This window comes from Streptomyces sp. P6-2-1 (assembly GCF_050613165.1).
Taxonomy (GTDB): domain Bacteria; phylum Actinomycetota; class Actinomycetes; order Streptomycetales; family Streptomycetaceae; genus Streptomyces.
In genome coordinates this window covers 5,542,476-5,555,213 of the sequence record NZ_CP192513.1, presented here as the reverse complement: position 1 = coordinate 5,555,213, position 12,738 = coordinate 5,542,476, and the positions used below count along the sequence as shown (strand labels likewise).

The 12,738-nt window shown below is 73.5% G+C and carries 7 protein-coding genes; 1 reads left to right on the top strand and 6 read right to left on the bottom strand.

The features are described from left to right. Nucleotides 1–108 precede the first annotated feature (108 nt). From ACQYWQ_RS23635 to ACQYWQ_RS23625, 3 genes are all read right to left on the bottom strand, one after another. Nucleotides 109–828, bottom strand: a complete 720-nt coding sequence (locus ACQYWQ_RS23635; protein WP_431037276.1) for a GNAT family N-acetyltransferase — start codon at nucleotides 826–828, stop codon at nucleotides 109–111. A gap of 80 nt (nucleotides 829–908) precedes the next feature. Further along, nucleotides 909–3,101, bottom strand: a complete 2,193-nt coding sequence (locus tag ACQYWQ_RS23630) for an IucA/IucC family protein (RefSeq protein ID WP_431037275.1) — start codon at nucleotides 3,099–3,101, stop codon at nucleotides 909–911. Between the two features lie 86 nt (nucleotides 3,102–3,187). Beyond that, nucleotides 3,188–4,570, bottom strand: coding sequence for a diaminobutyrate--2-oxoglutarate transaminase family protein (locus tag ACQYWQ_RS23625; protein ID WP_431037274.1), 1,383 nt, complete (start codon nucleotides 4,568–4,570; stop codon nucleotides 3,188–3,190). Between the two features lie 616 nt (nucleotides 4,571–5,186). Here ACQYWQ_RS23625 and ACQYWQ_RS23620 point away from each other — a divergent pair. Next, nucleotides 5,187–6,356 (top strand): trypsin-like serine peptidase, encoded by a 1,170-nt coding sequence (locus ACQYWQ_RS23620; RefSeq protein ID WP_431037272.1) that lies wholly within the window; start codon nucleotides 5,187–5,189, stop codon nucleotides 6,354–6,356. Between the two features lie 267 nt (nucleotides 6,357–6,623). On the opposite strand, the gene hflX is transcribed toward ACQYWQ_RS23620, so the two are convergent. The 3 genes from hflX to ACQYWQ_RS23605 all read right to left on the bottom strand — a co-directional run bounded on the left by hflX (nucleotide 6,624) and on the right by ACQYWQ_RS23605 (nucleotide 12,632). Continuing rightward, nucleotides 6,624–8,048 (bottom strand): GTPase HflX, encoded by a 1,425-nt coding sequence (hflX, locus tag ACQYWQ_RS23615; protein ID WP_431039315.1) that lies wholly within the window; start codon nucleotides 8,046–8,048, stop codon nucleotides 6,624–6,626. Between the two features lie 374 nt (nucleotides 8,049–8,422). Next, nucleotides 8,423–10,030 (bottom strand): M1 family metallopeptidase, encoded by a 1,608-nt coding sequence (locus ACQYWQ_RS23610; protein ID WP_431037271.1) that lies wholly within the window; start codon nucleotides 10,028–10,030, stop codon nucleotides 8,423–8,425. A 316-nt stretch (nucleotides 10,031–10,346) separates the two neighbouring features. Next, nucleotides 10,347–12,632: a RelA/SpoT family protein gene (locus tag ACQYWQ_RS23605; protein WP_431037270.1), complete on the bottom strand. Its 2,286-nt coding sequence runs from the start codon at nucleotides 12,630–12,632 to the stop codon at nucleotides 10,347–10,349. Nucleotides 12,633–12,738: the final 106 nt, after the last annotated feature.

The following is a 12,738-nucleotide window of genomic DNA, read 5'->3' as shown; positions in this document are numbered from 1 at the left end:
CGGGGCCACGTGGAGTACGTACCGCTGTCCTGTACGTACCCGCACCGCCCGGAAAGGCGCGTGGGTGCTGGTTCCCGCGCGGGAGGACAGCGGCGGGCCGCTCGGGCCTCAGCCGGGAGACGTCGGGGCGCGGTCCCTGATCATCAGGGCGGCGCGCTTGCCGGGGAGGTCCAGCTCACGATCCTTGCGGTACCCGGCGCGCAGGAACGCGGCGACGGAGCGGGCGTTGCGCACATCGGGTTCGGCGAGGACACGGGTGGCGCACGGGCGGTACGTGAGGACCAGCTCCGTGACGGTGCGCAGCAGCGCCGTGCCGACGCCGCGCCCCCGGTCCGTACCGCCGCCGAGCAGCAGGTGGACGCCGATGTCGTGCGGGCGTGCGGGGTAGTGCGGGGTGAGCACGTCCTGGTCGGCGCGGTAGATCTCCCAGTAGCTCATCGGCCGCCCGTCGAGCAGCCCGAGGCAGGGCAAGCTGCGTCCGTCGCCCTCGATCTGGGGGCGGATGTGGGACTCGGTGTTGTCGGGCGGGCCCGCGAGTTCCCAGAAGGCCGCCACTTCGGGGTCGTTCATCCATCCCGTGAGCAGGGCGAGGTCGTGCGGCAGCGTGACGGGCCGCAGCCGGAAGAGGCCGTGGGGCGTGGGAACGGGTGCCCAGTCGCCCGGCGGAACGGTGCCGGTGCGCGTGCGCGCGGGCCGCGGCGGCGCGGCGGTTTCGGGGCCTGGGCCGGGACGACCGGCCCTGGCTATGCCGGGGCCCGGGGCCTCGCTGTCCGCGGCGCCGGACGCGGGCGGCGCGGCCCCCGCGAGGGGGGTGTCCGCTGTGGGCATGGGGTGCACTCCTCGGTTCGGGGACGATCGCGGGCGGTACGGGGCGGGGCCGGGTGGGTGAGGTCCGGCCCCGCGAGGGGTCAGGCCCTGTGCAGCGGGTTGGGGAAACGCACGTACACGGACTGGGTGTCGACGGGGCCGACGAGTTCGTCGAGTCCGTGCAGCCGGGTGAGCAGATTGGCCTTGCAGCGCAGGACCGGGCTGTCGAGCAGCAGGGCCGGCAGCCCCGAGCCGAGGGCTTCGGGGCCGTGCGCGGCCTCGGTGAGGAAGCCGCGCAGCGCGGCGAGCAGCAGGTGCTCGTCCGCGAGTCCCTGGGAACCGAGGGCGCCGACGAGGCCGAGGACGTTGTTGATGGCGAGGTAGTACGTGAAGCGCTCGTCGGTCACATCGTCGGGGACGAACGTGTCGCTCGTCGCGCCGATGCCGGGCAGCCGCTGCTCCAGGGCCTCGCGGTGCGAGTCGCGGAAGTAGTAGCCCTGGTTGTCGCGGTACCTGCCGCCGTTCGGCCAGCCCTCCGCGTCGAGCAGGACGACCGTGTTCTGCTGGTGCGCCTCCAGGGCGACGCCCGCGTGGCCGTCGAGCCACAGGATCGGCCGGACGACGTGCTCCAGGTAGCGCAGGAACCACTCGGTGGCGACGGTGCCGCGTGGCCTGCCGGTGCGCTGCGCGAGCCGGGTGATCAGCTCGCTGAGCCGGGACCGCATGGGCTGCTGGACCTGCGAGTCGTGCGCGAGGAGCCCGTTCGGCACCGCGGGTGGCTCGCCGATCGGGGCGAGGGGGCGCGGCGAGACGAGCCCGGCGAGGCAGGCGGCGTCGGTCGCCGCGGTGAAGGGGTTGTGGCGGATCATGACGTCCACGCCGCGCAGGGGTTCGCCGTCCGGGCCGTCGACGGCGATCCACGCGGGGTCGCGCACGATGTCGAAGCCGGGGTGCGCGGCGTGCCACTCGGCGCCGAGCCCGGTGCGCAGGAGGCGGTGGACCTCGACACCGCGGTGGAGTTCCTTGCGGAGGTTCTCGCGGCGCGAGTTCGTGATGCGCAGGCCGAGCGAGAGCTTGAGCATCGCGGGGGCATCGGCGCGGTGGACGGTGCGCACCGAGGAGGTGGGCGACCACGGTTCCCCGTACGGGCCGAGCGGCGTGAGCAGTCCCGCGTCGGCCAGCGCGTGGACTTCGGGGCGCTGCGCGAGGTCGCGGGCCTGCCAGGGGTGCAGCGGCAGCGCGACGGTGCCTGGCGGCAGCGCGAGCCCCGGGCCCGCGAGGCGCTCGGTGAGCTGTCCGGCCGAAACGGTCCTGCCTCGTTCGGTCCAGGCGGAGTCGGTGGCGAGGACGTCCTGGTGCACGGCGAGCCAGTGCAGCGGGAAGGCCCCGCGCAGTTCGGGCGAGTAGAGCCGGGCCTCCGCCTCGCTGAGTCCCTCCCTGCTCTTGGGCGTGGGGTGGAGCGGGTGGCCGAGCAGGAGCGCCTGCTCGGCGGCGAGGAAGGGGGTGGGCGAGTCCTCGGTGTGGCGGCGGCGGAAGGAGAGGAAGACGGCGGTACGGCGTACCGAGTCCCTGACCCGTGCCACGAGGTCGTCGTCGGGGGCGGGCGGGGCCTGCCTCGGGACGGTGGGGGCGGGCTCGCTCGGGGAGGCGGGCGGTACGGAGGCGGCCCGCGCGGCGCCGCCGGCCCCGCCCGGCGCCGTACCGTCCGTCGCAGTCCCGTCCGGCGCCGTACCCTCTGTCGTCGTCTCGCCCGGCGACGTACGGGCTGCCACCGTCGCCGCCTGTCCCGTGCCGTCCGTCACTGTCCCCGCGCGGACTTCCGCGCTGAGCACCTCGGCGACCGTGGCGGCGTCAAGGGGCGCCGTGAGGCGCGGTGCCCTGCCCGGGCGGACGACGGCGCGCGGGAAGGCGCTGCCGGTGCGGGCGGGGGCGGGTCCGTGGTGTTCGAGCCGGGGCAGGCCGAAGCGGTGCAGCCCGGCGGCCGACCAGTACCGCACCGGGACGACGAGTGTCGCCTCCTGCGCCGGCAGGGAGATGCGCAGTGGTCCGTGTTCCGCGGCCTCGACGCCGGTCTCGCGGACCCAGCAGCGCAGCAGCGCTTCCAGGGCAGCAGCCTCGGCCGCTGTCGGCACGTCGGGGTGTTCGAGGAGGTCGACCGCGGCACCGTCGAGGTGTTCGGTGGGAGCGGCCGTGTGCTGCCGGGGGACGAGACCGTCTTCGGGGCCTGCCGAACTCGTACTTCCGGCCTCGGGGGCGAGGGGGTACCGGCCGTCGGGTGCGGTGTTCGGGTTCACGGGCGCTTCCTTGAGGGACGTGATCGTGTGGCCCCGCGGCTGAGGGGACGGGGCCGGTGGGGGGACTGGCACGCGGCGGAGCGGGCTCAGACGGGCGGGGTGCGCGGCGCCCGTACGCGTGGATCGCGGTCCACGGCGTCGAGGGCGTCGGCGAAACGGTCCAGGACGGCGGTGGCCTGGTCGTCGGTGAGGGTGAGCGGGGGCAGCAGCCGCACCACGGCGGAGTGACGGCCGCCCAGCTCCACGATGAGGCCGCGGCGCAGGCACTCCCTGCGCACGGCGACGGCGCGCGTGGCGTCGGCGGGTGGTGGCCCCGCGGCTCCCGGCCTGGCGCCCTCCGGGTCGACCAGCTCGACGCCGAGCATGAGCCCGCGCCCGCGCACGTCCCCGATCCAGGCGTGGCGCGTCGCGAGGGAGCGCAGGGCGGAGAGCATCCGGGCGCCCAGGACCCTGGCCCGTTCGGCGAGGCCGTGTTCGCGGACGTAGGCGAGAGTCGCGGCGCCCGCGGCCATCGCGAGCTGGTTGCCGCGGAAGGTGCCGGCGTGGGCGCCCGGCTCCCAGACGTCCAGGTCCTCGTGGTAGACGACGACGGCGAGCGGGAGACTTCCGCCGATCGCCTTGGAGAGGACCATCACGTCGGGGACGACGCCCGCGTGGTCGACGGCCCAGAAGGCCCCTGTGCGACCCACGCCGGTCTGTACCTCGTCGGCGATGAGGGGCAGTCCGTGCGCCCGGGTGAGGGCGCGCATGCGGCGCAACCACGCGTCCGGCGCCGGGTGCACCCCGCCCTCGCCCTGGACCGGCTCGACGATCATCCCGGCCGGTGCGGGCACACCCGACTTCGGGTCGTCGAGATAGCTCTCGGTGAGCCGGGCACCGAGCGCGGCGCCCTCCTCGCCGCCCACACCGAAGGGGCAGCGGTAGTCCTGCGGGTACGGGAGGCGCAGTGTGTCCCTCACCGAGGCGGCGGCAGAGGACACGTCGAGCGCCCCTGCGGTCATGCCGTGGTACGCCCCGGTGAAGCCGAGCACGGGCTGCCGGCCGGTGGCGCGCCGTACGAGCTTGAGCGCGGCCTCGACGGCGTCGGTCCCCGCGGGCCCGCAGAACTGGATGCGGCCGCGGGCCGCCAGCTCACCGGGCAGCGTGCGGAAGAGCTCGGTGACGAAGGCGTCCTTGACCGGGGTCGCGAGATCCAGCACGTGCAGCGGGGCCTCGGAGTCGAGGACGTCCCTGATCGCCTGGAGGACGACCGGGTGGTTGTGACCGAGGGCGAGGGTGCCCGCCCCGGAGAGACAGTCCAGATACCGGCGGCCGTCCGCGCCCTCGATGGTCAGGCCCCTGGCCCGGACGGGGACGATGGGCAGGGCGCGGGCATAGGTCCTCGCGGCCGACTCCCGCAGGGACTGCCTGCGCAGTACCCCTTCCTGCGTGGTCGTCGGTGCGATGGGCACGGACTCGGTCACGGCCAAGGCGGTAGGTCCTCCCGCGGTGCGAAGGGCGTGTCGGGGCCGAGGGCGGGCATGCCGACGACCCCCGTACGTACCAACGACGCACACCGCTCGGGATAACGGCTCATCCGAAGATCCTTGGCCCGTGCGGCGAAGTCGGCCGGAAACCGACGATCCGTCCGGAACACGACGGCTGGGGAGGGGGGTTGGGGCGGATGCCGTGGGGGCTGACGGGCTTGGAGCTGGGTTCGGCGGGAGGCCGGTGCCGGATGCCGGGGACGGGGCGGGAGCGGGAGCGGGAGCGGCGGGCCGGGAACCGAGGGGCGGGGCGTCCGCGGGAGTGGCGGCTGGGGACTCGGGGCCAGGCCGGGCCGGGGAAGGGACGCTGCGAGCTGGACGGGTGGCCTGGGCCTGGAGTGAGGGCCTGGAGCGGGGACGCGGGTTGGGGACCTGGGTTGGGAGCCTGGGTTGGAGGCCTGCGGTTCCACCGTGACCCAACTGTTGCAGCCGCGCGGTAAGGCTGTTGAGGCGCCGTCATAGTGTGTGGGGTCGGCAAGGTCCAGCACTACCAGGGGGATTGAGCATGCACATACCACGGGCACGGACGGGGCGGGGGCCACGCCGGGGCGCCTGGCCAGTGGCGATCGGGGCCGCGCTGACCCTGACCCTCACGCTGACGGCCTGCGGCCCCGACGACGACTCGGCCGACGGCGACGACGGCGCGCAACCCGTCGCGTCGGGCTCCTCGGCCTCGGCGGGCGATCACAAGATCCGTATCCCCGACAACGTGCGGGACCGGCTCAAGGAGCACGGTATCGACCTCGGGAAGTGGGAGAACGGCGCCTGGCGCGAGTGGGACAAGGACACCTGGCTGCGCAAGGCGGAGGACTACATCAACCCGATCATCGACGGGCTGTGGGACCCCGACCGGATGCGGCGGGCCGAGGACCCGCAGAAGAAGGTGGACGACGGCGACCTCGCGGACGATCAGGGCGTGACCGATCCGGCTCCCGCGCCGGTGAAGGCCGCCGCGGTGACCCCGCCGTACCACGACGCGCTGCCGGAGGCGGGGAAGGTCCTCTTCGATTCCCCCGAGGGTTCGATGGTCTGCTCGGCCACGGTCGTCGAGGACCCGGCCCACCCGGGGAAGTCCAACCTCGTGTGGACCGCGGGCCACTGCGTGCACGCCGGGCAGAAGGGCGGCTGGTACCGCAACATCGCCTTCGTGCCCGCGTACAACAATGCGGGCAAGTCGACCGCCGAGTTGGAGAAGGCCACGCGCGAGGAGATCGCTCCGTACGGGGTGTGGTGGAGCGACTGGGCGCAGACCTCCAAGGAGTGGATCGCGAACGGCGGTCCCACGGGCGGCGCGGGGGCGCCCTACGACTTCGCCGTCCTGCACGTGACGCCGGAGAGCGGCGGCGGAAAGTCGCTGGAGGAGACCGTGGGCGGCGCGCTGCCCGTGGACTTCGCCGCGCCTTCGGCGGCGAAGACGCCCTCCCTGACGGCCTCCGGCTACCCGGCGGCGCCGCCCTTCGACGGTCAGGCCCTGTACCAGTGCCCCGCCAAGCCCGGCCGGCTCTCGCTCGGCGCCGACCAGCCGACGATGTACCGCATCGGGTGCACCATGACCGGTGGCGCGTCCGGAGGCGGCTGGGTCGGCAAGAACGCGGACGGCAAGCCCGCGCTCGTCTCGAACACCTCGATCGGCCCGGTCACGGGCGGCTGGCTCGCGGGCCCGCGCCTGGGCAAGGAGGCGGAGGACATCTACCGCGCGGTGAGCGACAAGGCCGACAGCCTCTCCTGAGAGCCGACGGCCGGCTCCCGAGAGGGGGCCGGCGCGGTACGCGAGAGACGGCCGGTCGCGTACGCGGCCGCCGACGTGATCGATCATCGGGCCGATGGGCGCGACCGGTCATCGAGGCGGCAGGCACGACCAGTCGTGGAAGTGGCGGGCGCGACCGTGCCGACGGGCGATCCGCTCCGCGTGACGCGAAGGGCCCGCACCCCAGGGGTACGGGCCCTTCGGCCGTCCGCCGTGTCTCCGCCGGTACGGGCGGAGGCCACCCGTGGCTCAGTGCGCGCCGACGGGGCTGAACCGGTGCAGTTCCGCGGCCAGTTCCTCGTGCACGAGGGCCTTGAGCCGGGTGCCCTCGGGGGTGTGCTCCTCGGCGAGGACCTCGCCCTCGACGTGTGCCCTGGCGATGTACTTGCCCTCGGTGTAGGGGACGAGCACGTCGACCTCGACGGCCGGGCGGGGCAGTTCCTCGTCGATGAGGGCGAGGAGTTCCTCGATGCCCTGGCCACTGCGGGCGGAAACAGCGATCGAGTGCTTCTCGACGCGCAGGAGACGCTGGAGGACCACCGGGTCCGCCGCGTCCGCCTTGTTGATCACGACGATCTCGGGTACATCGGTCGCACCGACTTCCCTGACGACCTCGCGCACGGCGGCGAGCTGCTCCTCGGGCGCGGGGTGCGAGCCGTCGACCACGTGGAGGATCAGGTCGGAGTCGCCGACCTCCTCCATCGTGGAGCGGAAGGCCTCCACGAGGTGATGCGGCAGGTGCCGCACGAAGCCCACCGTGTCCGCGAGCGTGTAGAGCCGCCCGCTCGGCGTCTCGGCCCGGCGCACGGTCGGGTCGAGGGTGGCGAAGAGGGCGTTCTCGACGAGTACTCCCGCGCCCGTGAGGCGGTTGAGCAGGGAGGACTTCCCGGCGTTGGTGTAGCCGGCGATGGCCACCGAGGGGACCTTGTTGCGCCGACGTTCCTGGCGCTTGAGGTCACGACCGGTCTTCATCTCGGCGATCTCCCGGCGCATCTTCGCCATCTTCTCGCGAATGCGCCGACGGTCGGTCTCGATCTTGGTCTCACCGGGACCACGGGTCGCCATGCCGCCGCCCGAGGAGCCGGAGCCACCGCCACCCATCTGCCGGGAGAGCGACTGACCCCAACCGCGCAGGCGCGGCAGCATGTACTGCATCTGCGCGAGCGAGACCTGCGCCTTGCCCTCGCGGGACTTGGCGTGCTGGGCGAAGATGTCGAGGATCAGCGCCGTGCGGTCCACGACCTTGACCTTGACGACGTCTTCGAGGTGGATGAGCTGCCCAGGGCTCAGCTCACCGTCGCAGACGACGGTGTCGGCGCCGGTCTCCAGGACGAGGTCACGCAGCTCGACGGCCTTGCCGGAGCCGATGTACGTGGCGGGGTCGGGCTTGTCCCTGCGCTGGATGACGCCGTCGAGGACGAGGGCCCCCGCGGTCTCGGCGAGCGCGGCCAGCTCCGCGAGGGAGTTCTCCGCGTCGTGGACGGTGCCCGAGGTCCAGACGCCCACGAGGATGACCCGCTCCAGACGCAGCTGGCGGTACTCGACCTCGGTGACGTCCTCCAGCTCCGTGGAGAGCCCGGCGACCCTGCGCAGAGCCGCTCGCTCCTCGCGGTCGTACTGCTCGCCGTCCCGCGCGCCGTCGACCTCGTGGCTCCAGGCGACGTCCTCTTCCATCAGGGCATCGGCCCGCAGGCCGTGGCTGTGGGACGGCTGCTGTCCCCGCGGGTGCGTCTCGTTCACGGTGTCCTCCGCGCCGAAGGGCGCGTGCTGGTCTCCGGAAGTGTCCTGGGAAAAGGGAGGGGTGTGGGTCATTGGTTCCTTAATGACGAGTGCGGTCGACGAGCGGACCCGGTCCGCTGCTGTGAGCAACGCCCGGGGAGCCCCGGGAATTCCCGGGCCGGCGGGCGCCGCTCGCCCGGAAATGGTCCCACGGCGCTCCTCGTGGAGTCACGCGAGTATCCGGCTGCCCTCCGGGATCGGGGCGCCAGGCGCGCGGGCCGTCGGGCCGGCGCGTGGACGGCGCCGACGAGGACGCGAAACGTCCCTGGTCACCGGCTACGTGGTGGCGCGGCCAGATGGTGCGGGGTCGTGCTCCGTGGCTGCTCGGCGCCCGGCGCGGCTCCGGTCCACTCGGGGTGCCCGGGCATCGGCGGCGTCTTCGCCCCGTACAGCCACGGGTGGAGGAACGCGCCGAGATCACGCCCCGCGACGTCGGAGGCGAGCCGGACGAAGGCCGCGGTGTCCGCCGTGCTGTCGCGGTGCTCGGCGACCCAGCGGCGTTCGAGGCGGCTGAACGCCTCGGCCCCGATCTCCTCGCGCAGGGCGTAGAGCACGAGGGCGCTGCCGTCGTACACGACGGGACGGAAGATGCTGATCTTGCCGTTGCCCGGAGCCTTGGGACGAGCCGGTGGTCCCCCGGCAACGCGCCAGCCATCGCTCGCGCGGTACGCCTCGCGCATCCGGCGCTCCAGGGTCGGCCCGCCCTGCTCCTCGGCGTAGAGGGCCTCGTACCACGTGGCGTGGCCCTCGTTGAGCCACAGGTCCGACCAGGTGCGCGGGCTCACGCTGTCGCCGAACCACTGGTGAGCCAGCTCGTGCACGAGGACGGAGCCCACGTACCACTCGGGGTAGCGGCTGTCGGCGAACAGGCGCCGTTCGAAGAGCGAGAGCGTCTGGGTCTCCAGCTCGAAGCCGGTGTTCGTATCGGCGACGAGCACACCGTAGGTCTCGAAGGGGAAGGCCCCGACACGCTCCTCCATCCACCGCAGCTGGCCAGGAGTCCTGCGCAGCCACGGGTCGAGGAGCGCACGGTCGCCCGCGGGGACGACGTCACGCACCGGAAGGCCGTGCGGCCCTGCCCTGCGCAGCACGGCGGAGTCGCCGAGGGAGATCTGGACCAGCTCGGTGGCCAGGGGATGCAGGCTGCGGTACGTCCAGGTCGTGCCACCGTCCGCCGCGTCGGCACGGCCCGTCAGGAAGCCGTTGGCGACGACGGTCACGCCGCGCGGCGCGGTGACGTGGAAGGTGAAGTCCGCCTTGTCGGAGGGGTGGTCGTTGGCGGGGAAGACCCGGTGGGCGGCATCGGCCTGGTTGGCCATCGCGAGGCCGTCCTTGGTCAGGACCCAGCCGCCCTCGCCCTGCCCGGCGGCAGGTGGGCGTGGGTCGCTCGTGTGGCGAACGACGATGCGCAGCCACTCGCCGGGCCGCACGGGCGCCTTCGGGGTGACGACGAGGTCCTGTCCCGCGGTCGTATGGCCGGCCGAGCGGCCGTTGACAGTGACGGAGCGGACCTCGCCGTGCGAGAAGTCGAGGTTGAGGTGGTCGAGAGGCGCCTCGGCCTTCGCGGTGATCCGCGTGACGGCGTCGAGGGGGGCCCGGTTGTCGCCCGTGTACGTCAGCGAGAGGTCGTAGGCGAGCACGTCGTAGCCGGGGTTGCCGAGGTGCGGGAAGAGCCTGTCGCCGATCCCCTGCGGCCCCGGAGCGGGCGAGGCGGCGGCGATGAGCGCGAGGCAGACGGCGAGCACCGGCACGAGCACGCGCACCGTGGGGAGGGCGCGGCGGCGCGGGCGCTGCGGGGCCGCTCGGCGGCGGTGCTCCGCGCCGATGCCGGGCCCCGACCTCGCCGGGGTGTTCGCAGGAATGCGCTCCAGGTCCATGACTCGGAGTTACCGCAGCGGATACGCACAGCAATCATTCGGCGGGCAGAACAACCCGAAGGAGTCAGTTCGTTCACGCTGTGCTGACGTTTCGTTGACTCTGTGCTGACGTCTTCCTGTACTGAGGTCTTCGACGCGAAGCGCGAGGCGCGGGCGCGGGCACGTGTGCGTGTGCGTGTGCGTGGCATGCGGCTCATGGCTCACCGCCCGCGGCAGGCCACTGCCCCTGCCACCGCCCCGCCACCGCCCCCGCCGGGCGCCCGCTCGTGCCCCGTGCAGAAACCTCTCTGCTGACTGCGAGTCCTCGACCCCTGCCTCAAACCCCGGAAGCAGACGCCGCACTCCGTGCCCTGCTCACGTCGTACACCCCCGGCACGTCCCGCATGGCCCGCATGAGCCCCGGCAGGCGCGCGGCATCGGGCAGGTGCAGCGTGTACGTGTGCCGTACTCCGTGCTCGCTCGGTGGTTCGACCGTGGCCGAGATGACCGCGACTCCCTCCCCCGCGATCGCTTCGGTGAGGTCGGCGAGCAGGTGCGGCCGCCCGAAGGACGCCGCCCGCAGGGTGACACGGCAGTCGCCGGTGTCGCCCCAGTCCGCGCCGACCGTGCGTCGCCCGGCCGCCGCCATGCGCACCGCTCGCGGGCACTCCGCGCGGTGCACGGTGACCGCGTTGCCCCGTACCGCGAAGGCCGTGACCGCGTCGGGGGGCACCGGGGTGCAGCAGCCCGCGAGACGCACCGTGGCGCCGGGCTGGTCGACCGTGACGCTCGCGGCGAGCGGGCGCGCGGCGGGAGCGGGGAGAGTGGGGCGGGGCAGGGGGTCCTCGCGCCGTACGTCCTCGGCCGGGGTGTGTGTGGGGTGCGCGGTGAGCCAGCGGCGGATGGCGAGTCCGGCGGCAGGGGTGCGTACGTGGTCGAGCCAGTCGGGCGAGGGGCCGCCGCCCGCGGCGTCCTGACCCATGAGGAGCTGGACCGTGTCGCCGTCCTCCAGGACGGTGCTCAGCGGGGCGAGGCGGCCGTTGACGACCGCCCCCATACACGCGTGCGCGTCCTCGCCGTACTGCGCGTAGGCCGCGTCGACGCAGCTCGCGCCCGCGGGCAGCCCGAGCGCGCCACCGCCCTGGCGGAAGACCGTGATCTCGCGGTTCTGGGCCAGGTCCTCGCGCAACACGGACCAGAACAGCTCCGAGTCGGGCACCGCGCTCTGCCATTGCAGGAGGCGGGAGAGCCAGCCGGGCCGGGTCGGGTCGGCCCGCTCGGCCTCTGCGGCGTCAGCGGCGGCGTCGGCCGTTTCCGCGGTCGCCGCGTCGAGAGCTGCCGCGATCGCGTCGGCAGGCGCCGGGTCCGGCGCGTCCAGCGGCCGCTGTCCGCCGGTCCCGCGGCTCGCGGCCCCTCGCCCCGTTCCCGCGTGCCCGTGTTCGCCACCCGCCGCGTACGGATTGCCGAGGGCGACGACACCGGCCTCGGCGACGCGATGCATCTGGTGCGTGCGGATGAGGACTTCGGCGATGCCGCCCTCCGGCGTCGCGACAGCGGTGTGCAGCGACTGGTACAGGTTGAACTTGGGGACCGCGATGAAGTCCTTGAACTCGGCGACCACCGGAGTCAGGCACGTATGGAGTTCGCCGAGCACCGCGTAGCAGTCGGCGGTCTCGCCGACCAGGACGAGCAGGCGCCCGAAGTCGGTGTCGCCGAGACGGCCGCGTTTGCGGTGGACACGGTGCACGGAGAAGAAGTGGCGGGGACGCAGCTGCACGTCAGCGGTGAGGTCCGCCTCACGCAGCACCTCGCGCACACGCGCGGCGACGGCGGCGAGGGGGTCGGGGGCGGCGAAGTGGTCGACGATGAGGCGGCGCGTCTCCTCGTACTCCTCGGGATGGAGGATGGCGAAGACCCGGTCCTCCAGCTCGGTCTTGAGCGTCTGCACACCGAGCCGTTCGGCGAGCGGGATGAGTACGTCGCGCGTGACCTTCGCGATCCGGACCTGCTTCTCGCGCCGCATGACGCCGAGGGTGCGGACGTTGTGGAGGCGGTCGGCGAGCTTGATCGACATCACGCGCACGTCGTTGCCGGTCGCGAGGAGCATCTTGCGGAAGGTCTCGGGCTCGGCGGCCGCGCCGTAGTCGACCTTCTCCAGCTTGGTGACCCCGTCGACGAGATAGCCCACCTCGCTGCCGAACTCCTCGCGGACCTGGCCGAGGGTGACGTCGGTGTCCTCGACCGTGTCGTGCAGGAGCGCCGCCGTCAGGGTCGTGGTCTCGGCGCCGAGTTCGGCGAGGATCAGTGTCACCGCGAGGGGGTGCGTGATGTAGGGCTCGCCGCTCTTGCGCATCTGGCCGCGGTGCGAGGACTCGGCGAGTACGTAGGCGCGACGGAGCGTGTCGACATCGGCCTCGGGATGGTGTGCCCTGTGCGCGTCGACGACGTGCGCGATCGCGTCGGGGGCACGGTCGCGCCCGGTGTGGCCGAGGAGCGCGGCGCGGCCGAGACGGCGCAGGTCGATGCGGTGCCGGGCACGCTTGCGGGGCTGCGCCGCGCCGGCGGCCTGGAGGGCTTCGGGAGGCCCCCCGGGCGTCACTGGATTCATTGCCTCCGCACTCATGGGCACCTCCGGCTGCGTCGACCGGTCGACGGGGTGCCCGGAGCACGGGGCCCCGGGACAGCGGGCGGTGTCCCCGTCCGGGCCGGTGCTTGATGCTATCGAGCCC